This window comes from Microbulbifer agarilyticus, assembly GCF_001999945.1.
GTDB classification, from domain to species: domain Bacteria; phylum Pseudomonadota; class Gammaproteobacteria; order Pseudomonadales; family Cellvibrionaceae; genus Microbulbifer; species Microbulbifer agarilyticus_A.
Genome location: NZ_CP019650.1, coordinates 3005958 through 3027434, shown reverse-complemented (window position 1 = coordinate 3027434; position 21477 = coordinate 3005958). Strand labels below are relative to the sequence as shown.

The 21477-nt window shown below is 56.1% G+C and carries 17 protein-coding genes; 14 read left to right on the top strand and 3 right to left on the bottom strand.

Annotation, left to right across the window (positions count from 1 at the left end):
• The first annotated feature begins 362 nt into the window (after window positions 1–362).
• A complete protein-coding gene (locus tag Mag101_RS12600) occupies window positions 363–1292 on the top strand; it encodes an SGNH/GDSL hydrolase family protein (RefSeq protein WP_077405571.1) in 930 nt (309 codons plus the stop codon).
• 77 nt (window positions 1293–1369) lie between these two features.
• Here Mag101_RS12600 and Mag101_RS12595 read toward each other — a convergent pair whose 3' ends face one another.
• Both Mag101_RS12595 and Mag101_RS12585 read right to left on the bottom strand, forming a co-directional pair.
• The gene (locus Mag101_RS12595) at window positions 1370–3103 is read right to left on the bottom strand and encodes a thioredoxin domain-containing protein (protein ID WP_077405569.1); all 1734 of its coding nucleotides are present in this window, start codon (window positions 3101–3103) and stop codon (window positions 1370–1372) included.
• A gap of 350 nt (window positions 3104–3453) precedes the next feature.
• Entirely contained in the window at window positions 3454–3990 is a 537-nt protein-coding gene (locus Mag101_RS12585; protein ID WP_077405565.1) for an NUDIX hydrolase, read from the bottom strand.
• Window positions 3991–4060: 70 nt separating this feature from the next.
• Here Mag101_RS12585 and Mag101_RS12580 point away from each other — a divergent pair, with 70 nt between their 5' ends.
• The 5 genes from Mag101_RS12580 (at window position 4061) to Mag101_RS12560 (ending at window position 13186) form a co-directional block, all read left to right on the top strand.
• Window positions 4061–5437, top strand: a complete 1377-nt coding sequence (locus Mag101_RS12580) for an efflux RND transporter periplasmic adaptor subunit (RefSeq protein ID WP_232325014.1) — start codon at window positions 4061–4063, stop codon at window positions 5435–5437.
• 51 nt (window positions 5438–5488) lie between these two features.
• A complete protein-coding gene (locus Mag101_RS12575; RefSeq protein ID WP_077405558.1) occupies window positions 5489–8650 on the top strand; it encodes an efflux RND transporter permease subunit in 3162 nt (1053 codons plus the stop codon).
• 85 nt (window positions 8651–8735) lie between these two features.
• Window positions 8736–9362 carry an NUDIX hydrolase gene (locus Mag101_RS12570; RefSeq protein WP_077405555.1) on the top strand — a complete coding sequence of 209 codons (627 nt, stop codon included), beginning with the start codon at window positions 8736–8738 and terminating at the stop codon, window positions 9360–9362.
• A 67-nt stretch (window positions 9363–9429) separates the two neighbouring features.
• On the top strand, window positions 9430–11250 hold the full coding sequence (locus tag Mag101_RS12565; protein WP_077405552.1) for an ABCB family ABC transporter ATP-binding protein/permease: 1821 nt from the start codon (window positions 9430–9432) through the stop codon (window positions 11248–11250).
• 193 nt (window positions 11251–11443) lie between these two features.
• Window positions 11444–13186: a dipeptidyl-peptidase 3 family protein gene (locus tag Mag101_RS12560; RefSeq protein ID WP_077405549.1), complete on the top strand. Its 1743-nt coding sequence runs from the start codon at window positions 11444–11446 to the stop codon at window positions 13184–13186.
• Between the two features lie 110 nt (window positions 13187–13296).
• Here Mag101_RS12560 and Mag101_RS12555 read toward each other — a convergent pair whose 3' ends face one another.
• Complete coding sequence (locus Mag101_RS12555) at window positions 13297–14478, bottom strand: DUF389 domain-containing protein (RefSeq protein ID WP_077405546.1); 1182 nt, start codon at window positions 14476–14478, stop codon at window positions 13297–13299.
• 355 nt (window positions 14479–14833) lie between these two features.
• Here Mag101_RS12555 and Mag101_RS12550 point away from each other — a divergent pair, with 355 nt between their 5' ends.
• The 8 genes from Mag101_RS12550 (at window position 14834) to Mag101_RS12515 (ending at window position 21283) form a co-directional block, all read left to right on the top strand.
• Window positions 14834–15217: a DUF3302 domain-containing protein gene (locus Mag101_RS12550; protein ID WP_232325013.1), complete on the top strand. Its 384-nt coding sequence runs from the start codon at window positions 14834–14836 to the stop codon at window positions 15215–15217.
• 12 nt (window positions 15218–15229) lie between these two features.
• A complete protein-coding gene (locus Mag101_RS12545; RefSeq protein ID WP_077405543.1) occupies window positions 15230–16384 on the top strand; it encodes an HlyD family secretion protein in 1155 nt (384 codons plus the stop codon).
• Window positions 16381–17832, top strand: coding sequence for a TolC family protein (locus tag Mag101_RS12540; RefSeq protein WP_077405540.1), 1452 nt, complete (start codon window positions 16381–16383; stop codon window positions 17830–17832). Before Mag101_RS12545 ends, Mag101_RS12540 begins: the two co-directional genes overlap by 4 nt.
• Complete coding sequence (locus tag Mag101_RS12535; protein ID WP_077405536.1) at window positions 17829–18260, top strand: ion channel; 432 nt, start codon at window positions 17829–17831, stop codon at window positions 18258–18260. Before Mag101_RS12540 ends, Mag101_RS12535 begins: the two co-directional genes overlap by 4 nt.
• A gap of 157 nt (window positions 18261–18417) precedes the next feature.
• Window positions 18418–19923: a DNA-3-methyladenine glycosylase 2 gene (locus Mag101_RS12530; RefSeq protein WP_077405533.1), complete on the top strand. Its 1506-nt coding sequence runs from the start codon at window positions 18418–18420 to the stop codon at window positions 19921–19923.
• Window positions 19920–20402, top strand: a complete 483-nt coding sequence (locus Mag101_RS12525; protein WP_077405530.1) for a methylated-DNA--[protein]-cysteine S-methyltransferase — start codon at window positions 19920–19922, stop codon at window positions 20400–20402. Before Mag101_RS12530 ends, Mag101_RS12525 begins: the two co-directional genes overlap by 4 nt.
• Before the next feature lie 113 nt (window positions 20403–20515).
• Window positions 20516–21037, top strand: a complete 522-nt coding sequence (locus Mag101_RS12520) for a gamma carbonic anhydrase family protein (RefSeq protein WP_077405527.1) — start codon at window positions 20516–20518, stop codon at window positions 21035–21037.
• A 3-nt stretch (window positions 21038–21040) separates the two neighbouring features.
• On the top strand, window positions 21041–21283 hold the full coding sequence (locus tag Mag101_RS12515; RefSeq protein ID WP_077405525.1) for a DUF1289 domain-containing protein: 243 nt from the start codon (window positions 21041–21043) through the stop codon (window positions 21281–21283).
• The last annotated feature ends 194 nt before the right edge of the window (window positions 21284–21477 follow it).

The window sequence follows — 21477 nt, the reverse complement described above, 5'->3', positions numbered from 1 at the left end:
TGATCGCAAAATAAAAAATGCGTCAGGTCTTTTATCCTTCCTCCGCTCGTACAGTTCCTTTTTTACTCCCTCGCCTCTTGTCTAAATCTCCCTTTAGATCGTTCATTTGACGCTTTCTGCATCCCCTGGATAGCGGCGCAACCCGTTGTGAGCTGGGGCGCAGCGCACTTTTTTGGATCGCTTCCCGTTTGTTGTGCAGAGGTTTTTGCGACCGACTTGCGACCATATTCCCAATTTTGGTCATGGACTAATTAGTCATTCGAATCTGGTTGGTAATGGGGCGTTGCGTGCACAACACTTGGGCGGTTCACCGTGATAGCAAATTCGAATAATTGATAAAAACCACGAACGGAGAATTCATCATGCAGAAGTTCAAACTGCTTGCTTCCCTCCTGTTGTTCTTTTCTTTTTCAGCGAACCAAGTTCTAGCCACGCCAGCAAAAGCCACCGCCGCAGGTGACAGTATCACCATGGGGTTTGCCGCCGACTGTACTGGTAATACATTTTTCACCGGTGGCTTCTTTTGTCTTCTGGGTGGAGACCAGCCCGAGCACAGCTGGTTTGATGGCTGGGATTCCAGCGTCAACAGTGTCCACGACAAGTACAAGGCGCTTGATCCGGGCGTAGCCGCCAACAAAGGTGCCGCTCGCTCTGGTGCGGAAATGCGAGGAGGCGGTGATAGCTTCAGTATTCAGGCAGATCGGGTTCTGGCCGAGACCACCGTTGCCGATCACGTAGAAGTTGTGCTGGGCGGCAACGATATCTGTAATCGTGGTTGCGTTGATGGTGCCAACTGTGGAGACCCGCTGTACACCGACGCACAATGGCGCGGTGCGGTCCGCGCGGGTATGGACAAGCTGGTTAATGGGCTGCCTACGGGGTCCACGGTTGTGCTTGGTTCCGTACCGCGCATTCAAGATCTGCGTGGCGCAGGCCTAGCCAAACAGTCCGGCAACTGGCGAGTAAATTGTGAAAGTGTCTGGTCAACCTTTGGGATATGCCGAATCGCTACCGATGGCGGTACGATGAATGGTGAGAGCTTCGCAACCCGTCAGGCGGGTATTACTGCAGCTCAACAACGCTATAACGAAATCCTGCAGGAAGAGGCCGGTGCATACAATGGCACTAACGGCATCGAAGTTATCGCAGAGTATGCTGGGGAATCGCAGCCTAGCACCGGTACTTTCCAGTTCGGAAAAAACGATATTGATGGTGGCGACTGCTTCCACCCAAGTGTTGCCGGGCAAAATACCGTTGCCGACCTGATGTGGAATGGTAACCCGGACAAATAAGACTTAACGTTCTGAAACGCATACGGTGAACGGGCGGGTATAGACAGTACCCGCTCTCGTGTTTTTACTGTGAAAAACTACGCACCGTCATCCTCATCCTCATCCTCATCCTCATCTTCATCCTTATCGGTATCCGGATCAGAATCCTCTTCATCGTCACTCTTATCTTTTTCGCTACCACTTTCCCCGGCTGCCTCGCCGTCGCTGCTATTGTTACCCGCGTTGTTGGTATTCCCCGGTGCGCTGTCCAGGTCGTCGAAGTAGCCCGTCTCTGCCACGGTATATTGCAGGCGCTGAGGTAACCCATTGCGCATAAAGGTTACGTCCGTCACTTCACCGCTCACCAGTGCATCCCACAATGGGTTCTGGCCGCTGTGCACCCATTCGTCGTTAACACGTAACACGACATCGCCTTCTTCAAGTCCCAGCGCGGCAAAAAATTCGCTGTCGGTAATACCTTCCAGTCGCAGCAGTTTGTAGCCATCTACCTCGTGTTCCGCGAGGACAAATTTTTTCGCCAATTCCTCGCGCTCCAACAGCTGTTGGCGCAGCCACTCTTGCCCCAATGGCAAAACGCCATCCGCTGGGATAAGTTTGCGGGTCTCACCGGCGGGTTGCTCAATACGTTGCATGGTTGCGGAGTCGCGTGGTGTACGGCTCGTCAATGGTGGCAGATCGGTGGACTCGCTTAGTTCGCCGCGCAGATTTAATCGCTCGATGACGCCATCATTGTTCAGAATCACATGATCTTTGTGGATGTAGGCTATCCGCACCTTCTGGAGCAGCGAGGCGCCTGTGGCAAACCGCACAGCCTCATTGTCCTCAATAGCGATCAGCGCGCTCGAGTTCTCTGCAGCGGTTGAAAGACTGGTGCCCTCCAGGCGCAAGGGCAATTGGGTGTGCTGAAGTTGCGGTTCACCACCTGTGGAATATCTATCCGCTTGCGGGTGAATACTGCCAGGAGCGATTCCGTTGCGCTGCAGTTCTCGCACTACCCACATTGCGTAATGCTCATAAGATTTGGGGCCGCGGGTATACAGTCCATTGATCAGAACGACGGGGACATTACCAAAGCTCTGCTCCTTGGCTAACGCAAGGTCAGACTCCACCAGCGCAGACACCTCCGGTTCCTGCATACAGGTCGCTAAATCTTCGGCTTTCAGGGAAAGCTGTTTGGCCAGCAGGGGATAGACTCCGCTATCGAGATGGCGCGCTCGCGCGTAGAGACCGTCGGCATAGGCCCAGGGTGAGCCCTGTCTGGCAGCACAGCGTGCGGCACGGGCGGCGTTGCGCCCCTCGCGGTGAAAGTGCATGGGGTAATCGACATGTTGCAATGAAACCCAACCCGGGTAAGCATCCAAGAGTGCCAGCAGGTGGGGGTGAACCTGGGCGCAGTGTACCGATTGGTAGGAGCAGAAAACCGTAAGTGCCACGGGTGCCTGCGGATTTCCCCGTACCGGACGCGTCCCCGTATTTATTTCGATTCGCGGCGGCTCGGGATACTCCAGTAGCCATTCGACGTCGCCGCCAATCTGGTCTTGCTTGGCGTTCACCATCTGGGTGAGTTGGGCAAAGCGCATTTCATACTCGGACAGGAGCAGGTCGTAGTGCTGAATCCGAATGGCCGTATCCACTTCATGCAGATAAATCGGCTGGCCGCCCACGCTCGCGACAATCTGTTCAGTTTGTGCTGTAGATGTGGCATTACTTGTTGGGGTTTTGTCGCCACAGGCGCAGATCGATAGTGACAATAATGCAAGGAGAGCGAACTTTACCGACAACCAGAAATTCTTCAGGAACAGGTGTTTCATCGCGTTTGGCTCTTTATCGTTCTTGTACAAGCGAGTTTAAACCACCGCATTGGAATCGCTCCAAGTGGCCCCCGTGAAAGTTGTGCGCCGTGACACAATTTTAAAGACCTTCAGGCGCCACTGAGTTACAGTGACTCGGATACTCATAGCAAACATGCGGGGCGGCGTTTCTGCTGATTTGCGGGTTTTTCTTAAATAAGCTGGAACAGGAAAGTGACGCGGAAGTGCGTTTCACCATTCACGAAGATATGGCCCACGATGTGTGGCGGCGGGTTTACGAAGGGCAGGATATTTACGATTGGTTACTCAAGCAGCGCCGGCAGCAGGAATAAGTTCTGGGCCGGCGTGCGTTACAGCTTGCGTTCAATGATACCGCGGTGCAGGCCGTAGTTTCCTTTTTCACGATCGCTGAAGTAGTGCTTCAGTGTCTGTGTCATCACCGGAAAGGCCATTTCCCGCCAGGGGATGTCCTTTTCATCAAACAGTTCCACTTCCAGGGATTCAGGCCCGGGGCCGAAGTTGGTGTCGGTCAGCTCACCGCGGTAGAGCAGGTAGACCTGATTGATATGCGGAATGTCGTAGACCGAGAAGAGCTCGTCCACGCGGATACTGGCGCGTGCCTCTTCCCATGACTCGCGCAGCGCACCTTGTTCGCTGGTCTCACCGTTTTCCATAAAACCAGCCGGCAGGGTCCACAGCCCGTGGCGCGGCTCGATGGCGCGCTTGCACAACAGAACTTGCTCACCGAGGTAAGGCAGGACACCGACGATTACTCGCGGGTTCACATAGTGAATGGCGCCACAATCGTGGCACAGGTGCCGTGGGCGGTCATCCCCTTCGGGAATTTCGAATACAACGGAGTGGCCACAGTGGCTGCAAAATTTCATGGCGCAAGTATACCCGCGCCGTGCGGGAGTGCCAGCCTGACGCTGCCGGGACTTCTATAGTGTTTAGGAGATGTTTTTTGCAGTAAGCGGTGGTCGTTGTTCCATGGCGCGTATTCTTGTGGTTTTCCTGTCGGTTTCGATGCTCGCGATCGCGACGGCAAGCTGTTCGAAGAAGGAGGAAGAAGCCGCTCCCAAGGCGCCGCCGGTGGAGGTGCTCGCCGTGCGCAAGCATCAAGTCGTACCCCGCTATGAATATGTTGGGCGGGTAGAGGCGACTGATGAATTCAAGGTGCGGCCGCGGGTAGAGGGCTACATTGAAAGCCGCGACTTTGTGGAAGGGCAGTTGGTGCAAAAGGGCGAACTGCTGTATCAAATCGACCCCAAACCCTATATCGCGGCGCTGGACAACCAGCGGGCAAACCTCGCTCAGGCCCGCTCGGCGTTGCGTGTCTCGGAGCGCAACTATCGCCGGGGGCTGCAACTAGTAAAGACCGGCGCCATCAGCCAGGTGCAGATGGATGAACTCACCGGCAACTTTGAAGCAGCCGAATCTACCGTGGCCGCCGCCCAGGCAGACCTGGAAGCTGCGCAACTCAACCTTTCCTATACCCAGATCCGGGCGCCGCTAACGGGGCTGATTGGCCGCTCGGAATTCACCGAAGGCTCTCTGGTGGGGCCCGCCACCGATCCCCTTACTTCCATAGTGCGCATGGACCCGATTTACGTGACCTTCGAGGTGCCGGAAAACCGCCTGTTTGCTGTGCAGGAAGAACAGGAGCGCCGCCGTCAGACGGGTGAGAGACCCGTCGAGCGGGAAATTCAGATCAAACAGCCCGACGGTAAGTTTTATCCCTACCCGGGCATCATCGTGTTTGTCGACAACCAGATTGACCAGGCTACGGGCTCGGCTCTGGTGCGTGCACGCTTCCCCAACCCCGAGCGTTTGCTGGTGCAAGGGCAATTTGCCCGGGTGGTGATCAGCGTGTTTGCCGGCGCCGATGCAATCAAACCCCTGGTACCGCAGGCAGCGGTTCTGGAAGACATGCAGGGGCGTTTTGTTTACGTGGTGGACGATAACAACATCGCTCATAAGCGCTATCTGGAACTTGGGCAGCGGGAAAATGAGCTGTGGGCGGTGGAGAAGGGCCTCAAGGCCGGCGAGCGGGTTATTGTGAATGGGTTGCAGCGGGTGAGTCCCGACAAACCGGTAACCCCACAAAATTCGGCGCTTGATCCATACAAAAACCTCAAGGTAGAGAAACCACCCCAGGTGGAAAGCCCGCTCGATCAGATTCGCTCGGGAGATATTCCCCCCGAAGAACGACGCGAAGGGGGCGCGCGCGACGGTGCGGATATCGATCAGCTGCGGGAAGAAATGCGCCGCGGGGCAGAGGGAGAGGGTAAGGATAAATCCAAAGAGCCTGACGCCTATTATGACGGTAAGTGAATACCGACCATTGGAGAGTGAATAGCAACAAAGTGAACAGGGAAAGCGCTTGTGATTAGCGCGACGTTTATTCGCCGTCCACGCTTCGCGCTGGTGATCTCTATTCTGATCTCCCTGGCGGGGATTCTCTCGTTACCTCTGCTCCCAATCGCCCAGTATCCAGAGATCTCTCCGCCCACGGTGGTGGTGACCGCCAACTACGCCGGCGCCAGTGCCGAGGTCATGCGCGACAGTGTCGCCATTCCCATCGAGTCGCAGGTCAATGGGGTTGAGGGTATGACCTACATGACCTCCACCAGTAGTAATGACGGTACGTATAGCCTCACGGTGACGTTTGAGAGCGGCTACGACGGGGATATTGCCCAAGTAAACGTGCAAAACCGGGTGCAACAGGCCACACCGAGTTTGCCCGCGGAGGTGAACCGCAGCGGTGTCACCGTCGAGAAGAAGTCCAATACCATCTTGCTGGTGGTGAACCTTGTGTCCGAGGAAGGGGAGTTCGAATCCCTGTTCCTGTCCAACTACGCAGAAATATTTATCCGTGATGAGTTAACGCGAATCGACGGCGTGAGTAGCGTCGAGATTTTGGGTTCTCAGCAATACGCCATGCGTCTGTGGCTAAATCCGGACAAGATGGCGGCACTGGACGTGACCGCGAATGATGTCATTGCGGCGGTAGAAGCGCAGAACTTGCAGGTGGCGGCGGGTAAAATCGGCGCGCCTCCTATCCGCTCGGATCAGCAATTCCAGTACAGCATCCTCGCCGAAGGGCGTCTCGTCGACCCGGAAGAATTTGAAAATATCAGCCTCCGCTCTTCTCCCGAAGGCGGCATCGTGCGCATGAAGGATATCGCGCGGGTTGAGCTTGGCAGTGCCAGTTACAGCGCGTTTGGTGAGCTGGACGGCAAGCCGTCCGCGGTAATCGCGGTTTACCAGCTGCCCGATGCCAACGCCATGGATGTGGCGACAAATATTCGCGCAAAAGTTGACGAATTATCCGAGCGCTTTCCCGACGGTCTGCAGGCGAAGATCATTTATGACACCACTACATTTGTCAGCGAGTCGATTAAGGAAGTGGTCATCACGCTGGTTGTTGCGCTGCTGCTGGTAATCATTGTGGTATTCGTATTTTTGCAGGACTGGCGCGCAACCTTGATTCCCGCCGTTGCCATTCCTGTATCACTGGTGGGTACCTTTGCGGTGATGCTCGCATTGGGGATGAGCATCAATACGGTGACGCTATTTGCGCTGATCCTCGCCATCGGCATTGTGGTGGATGATGCGATTATTGTGGTGGAAAACACTCAGCGATTGCTGGGCGAGGGGCTCGCGCCGAAAGAGGCGGCGATGGAGTCCATGCGTGAGGTGACCGGGCCAGTGGTTGCCACCACCGCCGTGTTGTTCGCGGTATTTGTGCCGGTGATGTTGATGCCCGGCTTGACCGGCAAAATGTATCAGCAGTTTGCGATCACCATCGCCATCTCGGTGTTTATTTCCAGTGTGAATGCACTGACCCTTAGCCCGTCGTTAAGCGCAATCCTATTGCGCCCCCCAAAAGGTGGCGGGAAGCATGGCGAAAAGAATCGTGGCATCTTTGGCTTCTTTAATAAATTTCTGCATGGTTCCACAAACCTGTACGTAAAAATTGTCCGCTTCTGTGTGCGTAGGCCTTTAATCGGTCTCGGTACAATCTTTGGTTTGGGCGCGCTCTGCTTCTGGCTGTTTTCTGCCGTGCCCACCGCTTTCATCCCTGACGAAGATCAGGGTTATTTCATGATGAACGTACAGTTGCCCGATGGCGCTTCTCTGGAGCGAACGGCACCTGTAGTAAGAAAGCTCAGTGAAGATATTCGTCAGCTGGATGGTGTGGCGCATGTCATGGCGGTGCCCGGATACAGCCTGTTGTCCAATAGCCTCTCGTCAAACACGGCATTTATGATCGTGATTCTTCACCCCTGGGACGAGCGTGAGGCGCCAGAGCTCAACCAGTTTGTGATTCTCGATAAAGTGCAAAAAATGGGTGCCGGGATAGCCGAAGCGCAAGTCCAGGCATTCCCGGTACCGGCCCTTCCGGGGCTGGGTACCATTGGTGGCTTTGAATTCGTACTGGAAGATTTACAGGGCCGGGATATTCAGGAACTGGCCGGCGTGCTTTATGCGGTGTTGGGTGAGGCGAATCAGCGTACGGAAATTGCCGAGGCATTCACCACTTATCAGGCCGCCTCGCCACAGCTTGAGCTCGAAGTCGATAAAGACAAGGCGCATATCCTCGGCCTGCGGTTGTCCGATGTGTATCTCACCTTGCAAACCTATCTGGGCAGTTATTACATCAATGATTTCAATCGCTACGGCAAGGTATTTCAGGTGCTGGCGCAGGCTGACTCGCAATTTCGCGACAGCGAGGACGACCTCACCGGATTCTTTGTACGAGCCAATAGTGGCGGACTGGTTCCCGTTAGTTCTGTTGCCGAAGTTGCACCGGTCGTCGCACCACAGACAGTACAGCGCTACAACATGTACAACAGTGTCACCATCAATGGTGGACCGGCGCCGGGCTATTCCAGTGGTGAAGCCATGGATGCCATGGAGGACATCGGCAGCCAACTGCCCGATGGTTACGCCTATGAGTGGACCGGGCAGAGTCTGGAAGAAATCAGTGCCGGTAATCTAGCGCCGATTCTGTTTTCATTGGCGGTATTGTTTGCCTACCTGTTTCTGGTGGCTCAGTACGAGAGCTGGAGTATTCCGGTCGCAGTATTGCTGGCGATTCCTGTGGCGATCTCCGGTGGCCTGTTTGCCAACTTTATCATGGGACATAACAACGACCTCTACACGCAGATTGGCTTGGTTCTACTAATTGGTATTTCTGCCAAGACCGCGATCCTGATGGTGGAATTCGCTGCGGTGCAGCGCGCCTCGGGTAAAAGTATCGAAGAGTCGGCACTGGAAGCCACGCGCCTACGTTTTCGCGCGGTGCTGATGACGGCGCTGGCATTTGTGCTGGGGATCTTCCCGTTGGTGGTTGCCACCGGGGCAGGTGCGGCAAGCCGTGTATCCCTCGGGCTCGCGGTATTCGGTGGTATGCTCGCGGCGAGTATTGTTTCCACCTTCCTGGTGCCGATTTATTTCGCACTGGTACAGTCTGTGCGCGAGAAGTTCACCGGCCACACCGGTGCTGGTGAACAGAGGGACAGCAAAGATTCTGCGACCTGAGCAGGTGTAGGTCGGCGCAGTAACGCGTATAGTGTGGATAGAGCGGTAAGCAGGAGTACGCCGGTACGGCGAAAATCGTACAAGCATGTTGGATCTTATCGAAAAACGCTTCGCCAAAATCAAAGATGAGCTGCACGCCCAGGTGCCGAGCGGCTCGAACCTGCATGGTCACGCAGCTGTCTTACTCGCGCTGACCGATGAAAAAGACCCTCAGGTCATTTTGACTCTGCGTTCCCAGCATCTATCCAGTCATTCCGGTGAAGTATCCCTTCCCGGTGGTCGCTGGGATGATACCGACCCATCCCTCGAATACACCGCGCTGCGCGAGACACACGAGGAAATTGGCCTGCCCGCAGACCAGGTCCGTATACTCGGCCCGCTGTGGACCCGCACCACCCGCTGGCAGGTAGAAGTTACGCCGTGGCTCGGCATTGTGCCCGCCGATGCATCCCTGACACCCAACCCGGGTGAACTGGACGCGATTTTTCGGGTTCCCCTGTCGTGGTTTTTTGATGATCCGCGCATTCGTACCGACCGTATTACCATCGATAAGCGCCGTATCTACCTGCCCGCCTATAACTACGAGGGCTATGAAATCTGGGGGTTTACCGCCGGGGTTCTGACAGAATTCCTGGTGCGCGTACTGGATGCGCCCATTGGGCGCAGAGATGACGTGCCCGTCAGAGCCCTCAGCGAGAACGAAGACTCGTAACACGAGTTCTCCCAACCTTGAGTCGGTTGATTGGGTATACTGCGCGCCTGATTTACCGAGATTGCCCATGCCCAGACCCAAGTCCGCCGTCGCTCTGGAAGATGTCCACTGGAGCGCCCTGAAAACACTATTCCCCTATCTGTTAGAGTTCAAACGCCCGGTAATACTGGCGTTGATGTGCCTAGTGGGCGCCAAGGCCGCCAGTGTCGGCCTGCCTTTCCTGTTGAAGCATATCGTTGACGATCTGGATCAGGCCGGTGGCGTGGCCGCGGCGATTGCCCTGCCTCTGGGGCTATTGCTCGCCTACGGATTTGTCCGTTTTTCATCGGTTCTGTTCGGTGAGCTTCGCGACACCATCTTCGGCCGTGTCACCGAACGCGCGCAGCGTCGCGTCGGACTCGAAGTGTTCCAGCACCTGCACAAGCTGGACCTCGACTACCACCTCAATCGCCGCACCGGCGGCTTGTCTAGGGATATTGAACGCGGTAATTCCGGCATCGGCTTCCTGATGCGCTTTATGGTGTTCAACATAGTTCCCACACTGGTAGAAATCCTGATGGTGGTGGGCCTGTTGTGGTGGAACTACAACGCCAGTTTCGCCTTGCTGGTGCTGGGTGCGGTTGTGGCTTACATCAGCTTTTCCGTCGTCGCTACAGAGTGGCGTACGCGCTTTGTGCGTGAATTGAATCAGGCCGAATCCCAGAGCAGCAGCCGCGCGGTAGACAGCCTGTTGAATTACGAAACGGTGAAGTACTTCGGCAATGAGCGGCATGAGGCACAACATTACGATCACGAGCTGGCCGCCTGGGAGCAGGCGCGGCGCAAGAATCGCCTGTCGTTATTTGGGCTGAATGCTGGTCAGGCATTTATCACTGCAGCGGCCATGTGTGGCGCCATGGTAATGGCGGCGGTGAATGTCACCAATGGCACCATGACCATTGGTGATTTTGTGCTGATCAACGCCATCATGATGCAGATCTTTATCCCACTGAATTTCCTCGGTTTTGTGTATCGGGAGATGAAGGGTGCCCTGGCAAATATCGAAAAGATGTTCTCCATTCTCGACGTAAAGCCGGCGATTGAGGATGTACCTTCGGCCGCGAACCTCGATGTACAGCAGGGCGGTATTGAATTCCGCGATGTGCATTTTGGCTATGGCGCCGACCGGGAAATCCTCAAAGGTGTCAGCTTTCGTGTCGCGCCCAGAGAAAAGGTCGCCATTGTTGGCGCCAGTGGCGCGGGTAAATCGACTCTGTTCAAACTGCTGTTCCGATTCTATGACGTCACCGGAGGCAGCATCCTTGTGGATGGACAGGATGTTCGCGAAGTCAGTCAGGATTCGCTGCGCGGGGCGATCGGCGTTGTGCCCCAGGATACGGTGCTGTTCAATCAGTCTATCCATGAGAACGTACGTTACGGTCGCGTCGACGCCAGTGACGAAGACGTGGCAGACGCGATTCGCCACGCACAGTTGGACGACTTTATCCGTCAGTTGCCGGAAGGCGCGAATACGGTTGTGGGTGAGCGCGGTTTAAAACTCTCCGGGGGTGAAAAACAGCGCGTGGCGATTGCCCGGGCAATCCTCAAGCACCCGCCGATTATGGTGTTTGACGAGGCGACCTCCAGTCTGGATAGCCATTCCGAGCAGGGCATCTTGCGCGCATTACAGGAAATTTCCCAGGAGCAGACCACGCTGGTGATCGCTCACCGCTTGTCCACCGTGGTGGATGCGGATCAGATTCTGGTAATGGATCAGGGGCGTGTGGTTGAGCAGGGGAATCACCGGCAGCTTATCGAAGCCGATGGCCACTACGCCGCCCTGTGGCGCATGCAACAACAGGAGCGTGCCCGTGAACAAGGCGCCGAGAGCGTGACCTCCTCACCCTGACGAACCACTGTTCACTTCTTGGCGTGAATTGTTTTTTCTCTCACCTGTTCACGCCACGTAAATTTCTTAATTTGCCCATAATTGCAGTCGAATATCCGGTGCCGGAGGTGAGCCTCCGGTACTGTGGACATCTTCAGACGCCATATTTAATGTGGCGCGCACAAATAACGAAAACCCTTGGGCGTGAATCTGCATGAAACCTGTATTCTTTGCTGCGTCGGCACTGGCGCTTGTTCTTGCTGCCGGTTGTTCTTCCGGCGATAAATCCTCCTCCACCACGAAGCAGGATGCGCCTGCAGATACGACTGCGCAACAGGCTGTGGATCCAGCACAGCAAACCGTGCAGCCCGCCACCGGTCCACAGGCCGGCGGTATCGCGGAGGGGGTGGATCCCGCCCGTTTCAATATTTATGCACCGGTGGAACTGAACGCCGACTTGTCTTCCCTGTCGGACAACCAGCGCCAGTTGATTGGCAAACTGATCGATGCGAGCAAGATCATGGATCAGTTGTTCTGGTTGCAGTCTTACGGCCCTGCACAGGAGCTGCTGAGCGGCATCGACGATAGTGCCGCGCGAAAATTCGCTGAAATTAATTATGGCCCCTGGGATCGCTTGAACGACAACAAGCCGTTTATTGCCGGCTATGGTGATAAACCGCTGGGTGCCGAGTTCTACCCGGAAGACATGACCAAGCAGGAGTTTGATGCGTGGCAGCAGCCGGGCAAAGACGGCCTCTATTCATTGGTGCGCCGCGATGAGAACGGCAACCTGACCCTCACTCCGTACCACGAAGCCTATAAGGCGGAACTGGAAAGAGCGGCCACGCTATTGCGTGAAGCAGCCGCGCTGGCAGAAGACGCCGAGTTTGCCGGTTATCTGAATTTGCGTGCCGATGCGTTGTTAAATGACGAGTTCCGCGAAAGTGATATGGCGTGGATGGATATGAAAAACAACCGCATCGACGTGGTGATCGGCCCCATCGAAAACTACGAGGATAAGCTGTTTGCCTATCGCACGGCCTACTCATCGTATGTATTGCTTAAAGACATGGTATGGAGCGAAAAACTGGCGAAGTTTGCCGCGTTCTTACCAGAACTGCAGCGCGGTTTACCGGTGGATGAAAAGTACAAGTCGGAAACCCCGGGCACCGACTCTGACCTGAACGCCTACGACGTCTTGTATTACGCAGGTGACAGTAATGCTGGCTCCAAGACCATTGCAATCAACTTGCCGAATGACGAAGAAGTACAGCTGAAAAAAGGGACTCGCCGCCTGCAGCTAAAAAATGCCATGCGCGCGAAGTTCGACCAGATCCTGGTGCCGATTGGTGGCGTTCTGATTGCCGAAGATCAGCGCAAACACATTACCTTTGATGCCTTCTTTGCCAATACCATGTTCCACGAAGTGGCGCATGGCTTGGGGATCAAGAAAACGGTTACCGATGGCGCCAATGTGCGTCAGGCGCTAAAGGAAACCTCCTCTGCGTTGGAAGAGGGCAAGGCGGATATTCTCGGCCTGTACATGATCACCGAACTGCACGGAAAAGGTGAACTGGAAGACGGCGAGCTGATGGATAACTACGTGACCTTCCTGGCCGGTATTTTCCGCAGCGTGCGTTTCGGCGCGGCCAGTGCCCACGGTAAGGCGAATATGATGCGCTTCAACTTCTTCAAGCAGGAAGGTGCCTTTACCCGCGATGAAGCATCTGGCCTGTACAGCGTGGACTTCGAAAAAATGCAGGAAGCCATGGCGAAGTTGTCGAACCTGATTCTCACCATCCAAGGCGATGGCGACTATAAAAAGTCCAAAGCGCTACTGGAGGAAATGGGCGTGGTTGGCGCAGAGCTGCAATCTGATCTGGATCGATTGAAAGCCGCGAATATTCCCGTGGATGTGACTTTTATTCAGGGCAAGGAAATCCTCGGTATTCAGTAAGTCGAAAGCTTCTGAGCTTCTGTTAAGTTCTACTAAAGAGCCCCAATATAGAACCCTAATAAAAAGCCCCGCCAAGAGCGGGGCTTTTTATTTTGCGGCAGAGGCATTACCTAGCGGGCGCTATCGCCAGATACTCCGGGTGATCCCGATACATCCAGATCCGTTCCCTGGCTGCGAAGTATGAGCTCGGGCATGACCCCGATTTCGAGTTGCACGGGCCTTTCGGCCAGTTCCCCCATGCGCCGTTGCAAAGCATCAGCAAATTCCTGCGTAATCACCTCTGCGCCATCCACCACATCGACGCGGATCACAATACTGTCCTCGTCAAAACGTGTGGTGATACTGGTGAAGCGGAGCTCCGCATCGGTACCAATAATTTCGTGACTTTCGGAGATCAGTGAACGCTGGACCATATTGCGCACCAGCAGTTCTTCCAGGCCGTGGGTGAGGGAGGGGACGACGATTAATAGGCTGACAAAGGCAGCAGCAAGCGCGGCAATCGCTCTGGGTTGCTTGCGAAAATACTGTAGGAAGAAAACCACCGTTGCCGCAAAGGCAATACCCACCAGATTGGTTAAGAACAGGATAAATGGGCGTTTTGCACTGAGGTAGTCCCACGCCACGCCCACCTCGATGCTGGCCTCATTGTCCAGTGCAAGGGCAATGCCTACCGTGCACAGAGGCGGGACCAGGGCCACGGCAATGGCAATTCCCGCCAGAGTCGCAGAGGTGCTCGGGCGGGTGAGGGTATAGGCCGCCGCCGCACCCGCGGCAATGGCAACGTCGAGGTCGAGCATACTAGGGCGCATGCGCGCGACAATCTCTGGGCCCGCCATCTGATAGCCGATGGCATGGGTCGTCAGGTATGCGATGACGATACACAGCAGGCTCCCGGAGATTGCGATCAATACCGAGCGCAGCATCAAGTGCCCGTCCCAGGAAACGACACCGAAGGCGAGGGAAATGATCGGCGCCATCAAGGGTGCCACGAGCATTGCGCCGATAATTACTGCAGCGCTGTCGGCGAGTAAGCCGAGGGTGGCGATGACCGTGGACGCGGTCATCATCAGGTAGAAACTGAGCGACGGTACGGAGCCCGGAATAATGAGGTCGTGGGCTTCTGCTAACGGTAGGGGTTTTTCGATGTAGCGTCGCCAGTCAGCGTGCGGCTTTTTCTCCAGTTCTGCCATGAAGTGGTCCAGCGTGAAGTTGGCTCGATATCGTTGTTGGTCAAGTGCGCTTGCGGCAATTCCGTCGCTGCACACTTGAGTGCCACGGCGGCGATAAGTCATTGAAATCAGTATATGTTGCCTGCGCCGGGGTGCATTGATCAGGCGTGGTAAATACTTGCTTATTCCCACTCCTAATCCGGTCCCTGTTCCAGCTATTTTGGGATGCGTCAAAGCGTGTCGGCATATCCGCTTTTCTTGAACACTCGAGTGCCAGTAGTGTTCTCGCTAGCAGCGTTTGACCGCCAGTACTCTACAATCTCATGGACGCCTACCAAGAGCACTTAAATGAATTTAAAAGCAATTTAAGTGCAATAGTGTGATTAATAATTCTCGGGCAGCCTTCTACGTGGTGCAGATTCCGGGAAGAAGATCATTTCTCTGCGCCCGCGGCTGAGTCGGCAGAAGAGGATTTTCTATGGGATTCAAGCTTGATCACTGGGACTACCTGACCTTCCTCGTCATTATCGGCGCCTGCCTGTGTATTCTCGTGATTTTGCTGTGGATCGCCGGGTTGCCCGGTCGCATTGCCATTGCCCGCAAGCACCCGGACGCAGAAGCGGTGCGCATAATGGGGTACGCGGGTTTCCTCGCCGTGGTGCCGTGGATCAATGCATTCATCTGGGCGTTTAAACCGACCGATACCATCGATATTCGCCGGTTGCCCGAAGAAGAGGCGCAGGCAATCGATGAAAATATCGCGCGTTTGAAAGGGGATGAGGGCGACAAAAAGAAGAGATCATCCGGTGGTAATCCCCCGCATGACACTCCCCCGCACAATAATGGCGATACAGACGCTTAAGGGGCCGCATTAATGCTGTTGGGCTTCGTCATACTGTTCGTCTACATCGTCGCCGTCTGGCTGACGTTTTTTAAATTTAAATGGATGAAGTTCAATATCGCCTGGGGCATTGTGTCCCTGTCGGTGGGCCTGCATCTGTTGCTGATTTTCCTGATCGGGTTGCGCTTTATTACCCCGTATTCCACCAATGCACGCATGATCCAGCACACCATTCAGCTGACCCCGCGCTTGAATGAACCAACGCTGGTGACCGATGTATTGGTGGAGCCGAATGTGTTGGTCAAAAAAGGCCAGCCGCTATTTCAGTTTGACCGCCGCCCGTACGAATACAAGGTGCGGGAATATGAAGCGGAACTGGCGAAGGCCAAACAAAATGTAAAGGTACTGGAAGCAGACATTCAGTTGGCGTCGCAGAAAGTGGTGCAGAAGGAGGCCGAGCTGGTGTATGCGCGCTATGAACTTGCGCTGTCGGAGAAACTCGCGCGCACCGGCGCCGGCCCCCAGGAAGATGTGGAAAAATGGAGCGCCCGTGTCGTTGCCAGTGAAGCCGGTATTCGCGAGGCCATGGCCGAAGTCGAGCGAGCGGAACTCGAATACAACTCGCGCATTGATGGGGTCAATACCACCGTAGCCACGATTCAGGCGAAACTCGATCTGGCCCAGTTCTATCTCGACAATACCTTGATGACCGCCCCGGAAGACGGCCATGTGATGAACCTGCAGGTGCGCCCGGGCATGGTTGCCGGCTCTTTTCGTATCGGCGCCATCGCAACCTTTGTGTGCGAGTCTGACCGTTATCTGCTGGCGAATTATTTTCAGGAGAACCTGAAACATGTGGAGGAAGGGCAGGTGGTGGAAGTCGCCCTCGACCTGTACCCGGGGCAGATTTTTACCGGCAAGGTAGAGGCCATCTGGCGTGGCAGTGGACATGGCCAGTTGCTTCCCAGCGGCAAGTTGCCCAAGTTTCATTTCCGGCCGTTGGAGATGCCGCAGGGGCAGTTTGTCGTCGCTATCCGTATGGACGGGGACGATCAGTCCAAATTCCCCATTGGCACTCAGGGGCGCGCGGCCATTTATACCGATACATCCAGCGGCTTCGTGATACTGCGCAAGATCGGTATCCGCGCCTACTCCTGGGCAAACTATCTGTACCCCTTCGCCGGATGAACAGTCGCACGCTTCCACTCGTCTACTTGCTGCTGGCTCTGGTGCTAGGCCTGGCTGCACAGGGCTGTGCGTTACGTACACCACCGTCGCCCGTAGAAAATCTCGACGCTGCCCTGCCACCGGAGACCGAGGTGCCCCTGGAGTGGGTGGCGCGCACCAGCAATTTGCCGGTTGTGGATAACTGGCTTGGGACCTTCGATGATCCGGTGTTGACTGCGCTGGTCGCGGAAGCCATGGCCAACAACCTGGATTTACACCAGGCCATAGCAGATGTGGAAATTGCACGGCAGCTGGTGGTTGTGGCCGGTGCTCCGCTGAAACCGCAAGTGGGCGGGAAAATCGGTGCCAAGCGAACCCACGACTTCGGTGACGATGATCGTTTCAAACATACCTTCAGTCATACCATCGCCGGGCTCGGGGTGACCTGGGAGATGGACCTGTGGGGCAAGCTGCGCGCGAATCGCGCGGCTGCCATCGCCGACTACGAGGCCAGTGAATTTGATCTCGTATACGCGCGCCAGTCCCTTGCCGCAACGGTGGCGCTGAACTGGTATCTGGTGACCGAGGCATTGCAGTTGATTCAGCTTGCGGACGACGCTGTGCGTATTTACTCCCAGTTGTTCGAGCTGTCGGAAGTGCGTAACCAGAGTGGCAAGAGTTCGCAGCTGGACGTGGTGGACTCACGTGCGCGTCTACAAAATGCGGAAAGTGAACGCGAAAAGGCCAAGATTAATTACGGCGAGCTGGTGCGCACGCTTGAAGTGCTACTTGGACGTTACCCATCAGCGGAACTTCGTGGTGCCGAGAAGTATCCGCCGCTGCCACCACCAGTATCGGCGGGGCTACCCGTGACACTGTTGGAACGCCGCCCGGATGTTATTGCTGCTGAATATCTGGTTCTGGCTGCCTTTCGCAAGGAAGAATCCGCGCGCCTGACACTGTTGCCAGACTTTTCTCTGGAACTCACTGCCGAGCGTCTCGGTGATCACTTGTTGAAAATCCTCCGCTTGAGTCCTTACTGGGCATCTGCGGAAGTGGGCGCAACCATTCCGATTTACGAAGGTGGTGCCCTGTGTGCGTACGTGCGGATCGCCACCGCGGAACAGGCGCAGGCGGTGGCCAATTATGGCAGCGTTGTATTGAACGCATTCCGCGAAGTAGAAACGCTATTGGCCAGTGAATCACTGTTAGCCAGCGAGCTGTATTACGCGCAGCGTGCGTTGCAGGACCGCACCCGCGCAGTGGAAATCGCAATCGAACAGTACCGCGCAGGCAAGCGGGATTTGTTGTGGGTGGGTGAGCTTCAGGCGGAGCAGTTGCTGGTGGAGTCAAATGTAATCCGCTTGCGCAATGCGCGTGTAGCCAATCGGATTCGCTTGCACCTGGCGCTGGGTGGTGGGTTTGAAGCGGTCGCGCTGGCAGCGCCAGGCCCGGGAGGCAGTAAATGAGCCACCGGCCACATGTGCTCGCAACGGCGCTGATACTGGCGGTAACCACGTTTCTGTTTCACGCTGCGGTATTGCTGGAATTTGCCCATCATATGTCGCGTGTGCATCAGTGGTTTGCCGATGTTCTGGGCAGCGGTAGGGCGGACACAGTACTGGTAACACTCTGTTTTGTTTCGTTATTCATTACCCACGTGATTGAAGCCGCCCTGTGGGGTTTGTTTTTCTGGCGCAAGCGCCTGGTGCCGAATTTTGTCGAAGGGGTGTACTTTGCCACCTCATCGATTACTGCCCTGGGTTATGGTGATGTGGTGCTGAAACCACCCTGGCGCATGTTAGGGCCGCTGTTGGCCGTTAACGGGCTACTGATTTTTGGATGCTCTACCGCCTTTCTGTTCCTGGTTCTGCAGAAAGTCTGGGGTACCCTGTAGCAATCGTTTATCGCGCTACTTCACTTCCAGCGGGTATCGGTAAACCCCGCTAATTCTTTGCCCATATCTGGGTCTTCTTGTCAGTTCCGAATCTGACTAGTCTTCTGCGCGGCGAGATCATAGACTGCCGGTATACGGTTTAATTTGTGAGCATACTGTGCAGCCAGATCCGGTCATTTGTAACCGTGCGCGTCTTGCGCGCGACAAGCGCTTCGATGGGCGCTTCTTCACTGCGGTGAAGACCACCGGTATTTTTTGCCGTCCGATCTGTCCGGCGCGGCCGCCGTTGGAGAAGAACGTCGAATACTTCAACACCGCTGCGGAAGCCACCGCCGCGGGCTATCGCCCGTGTCTGCGTTGTCGACCGGACGCGGCTCCGGGCAGTGCCGCCTGGGGGCTTGTATCCACCACCGTGCAGCGCGCTTTGGCGTTGATGCGCGCGGAGCGTGAAGCGCAGTCCATTGAGCAGCTTGCCGAGCGTCTGGGGATTACTAGCCGCTATTTGCGCAAACTCTTTGCCGAACATATCGGGCTGAGCCCCTTGCAGGTGTGGCAGACGGAGCGCGCGTTGTTTGCGTTCGGGCTACTGCGGGATACCTACCTACCGGTAGCCGACATTGCCTTTGCCTCGGGCTTCAATAGCCTACGTCGCTTCAATGGGGTGTTCAAATCCATTTATCACCGCACGCCGAGCGAAGTACGTCGGGAATCGACCAAGCGCGCTCAGCAGTCGGATTCTGGTAACGGAGTGCAGATTTATCTGAGTTATCGCCCGCCCTTCGACTGGCCCGCGCTGCTGGCGTTTTTTGCTGCCCGCGCGCTGCCCGGTGTGGAGCAGGTGATAGCGGCGGAGGATCCGGAACAGGGAGAATACCAGCGCAGTTTCGCGCTGCACGGTCAGCGCGGTGTGCTGCGCGTTGCGCACGAGCCTGAAAAGTGCCGCCTGCGGGTGGGCGTCTTTGGCGAAGGCGGCACTGAAGGTTGTGGTGCTGTGTTGTACCCGCTGCGGGAAAAATTGCGGCGGCTATTCGACCTGGATGCGGACAGTGAGGAGATCCGTGAGCACTTGCAGGCGGACCCGCTGTTGCGGCAGGTGCTGGGCACAACGCCGGGCGTGCGTTTACCCGGCGCCTGGGACCCGTTTGAATACACCTTGCGGGCGATTATCGGTCAGCAGATCTCCGTTGCCGCCGCGACCACCATTGCCGGGCGTGTGGCCAGGGGGTATGGCGAAGCGTTTACCGGCCCAAGTGGTGAGCAGCTGTTATTCCCCAGTGCAGAACAGCTGCGCGATGCCGATTTTTCCGATATCGGGGTAACCCGTACTCGCGCCGCCACGTTGCGTAATTTTGTCGCCGCCACCTTGGCCGGGGATGTCGATTTTGATGAGCCGGAGCTGGAGGCGTTTTGCCGGCAGATGACGGCACTCCCTGGTATCGGCGACTGGACTGCGCACTATACGGCGATGCGCGGCCTTTCGATGCCGGATGCCTTTCCCGCGTCAGATCTGGGGATTTTAATCGCGCTTGGTGATAGTGAGAAAAAAGCGACCCCCAAACAGGCGCTGGCGCGGGCAGAATCCTGGCGGCCTTGGCGTGCTTACGGGGCATTGCTGCTGTGGCAGTCCCTCAAACTGAAGACCAAAGAGAACTCCTCAACATGATCTGGTACCAAATTTATCCCAGTGCCTTTGGCGAACTTGGTATTGCTGCGAGCGAAGCGGGGCTTGTGGGTATTGACCTGCAGGCTGGCAAGCGGCCCTTACCGGTGCGAGAAGGCTGGTTACAAGCGTCGACACCGCATACGGATTTGGCGTTTGAGCAGCTCGAGGCGTACTTCGCCGGCGAGCTGCAGTCTTTTGATCTCCCGCAGGGTGCCGCGGGCACACCATTTCAGCAGTCCGTGTGGCGCGCACTGTGTGCGATCCCTTTTGGCGAGACCCGTAGTTACCGCGAGCTGGCAGAGGCGATTGGCAACCCCAAAGCGGTGCGCGCAGTGGCCCGGGCCAATGGTGCCAACCCGCTTTCCATCGTCGTTCCCTGCCATCGGGTCATCGGCGCCGACGGGTCGCTGACCGGGTATGCGGGGGGCATCGAGATGAAGGCGCGGCTGTTGGCGCTGGAAGGGGTTCTGATTGGCTGATTTGTCTGGCTGGTCACGGGTGGCTGGGGTGCCCTGAGGGTGGCAATCCAACCCGGCGGGCGGGATAATACGCGGCTTATTTCAACGACGTAGCACTGATTGCCGGAGGTCGCATGCTGTACAGATTGGGCGATAAACAGCCACAGCTTGAGGGTGAAGGCCATTATGTCGCGCCCGGCGCGCGGGTAATCGGCAATGTGCTGATGATGCCCCACAGTTCGGTGTGGTTTAACGCGGTGATCCGCGGCGATAACGAGCTAATTACCATCGGCGAGCGGGCCAACGTTCAGGATGGCTCGGTGCTGCACAACGATCCGGGCAAACCGTTGACCATCGGTACTGGTGTGACCGTGGGGCACAATGTGACCTTGCACGGTTGCGAGATTGGCGAATATTCCCTGGTGGGGATGAACGCGGTGGTGTTGAATGGGGCCAAGATTGGGCGTTGTTGCATCATTGGGGCGAATGCGCTGGTGAAGGAAAATATGGAGATTCCAGATTTTTCGCTGGTACTGGGTAGCCCCGCCAAGGTGATGAAGACGTTGGACGAGTCGACGTTTGAGTTGCTGAAATTGAGTAGTGATGTGTATGTGGCGAACGGCCAGCGCTTTGCGGAAGAGCTGGTTGAGGTCTGAGTCATGTCTGAGAGTGACTGGAGCCGCGTAAAGGATAAAGAGCCTGAGCCGATGTTTGAGTTTCCAGTAAAGTCTCCGTGCGTTTCCGTGTGTGCGTTGAACAGTGAGGACATCTGTGAGGGGTGTTTTCGTTCCGGTACGGAGATCAGCCAGTGGGGGAAGATGAACAACGCCCAGAAGCGTGAGGTGCTGAGTAAGTGCCAGGAGCGGGCTGTTGAGATGAAGCGGGTTTGGTGGACTGACTGAACCTCGACCTGGTTTCGTTTTGTCTGTCCGTTTGAGGCGGCGGATCAGTGGGTACGAGTTTTCAGGACCACTGTGAACCCATCCCTGGGCGTTGCGGCGCAAACTTCCTGTTTGCGACGCTCCTGAAAACTCGTACCCACTGCTCCACCTGCGCAGCGACCACTTTACTTCGCTATAGAATTTGCCTGCCAAGT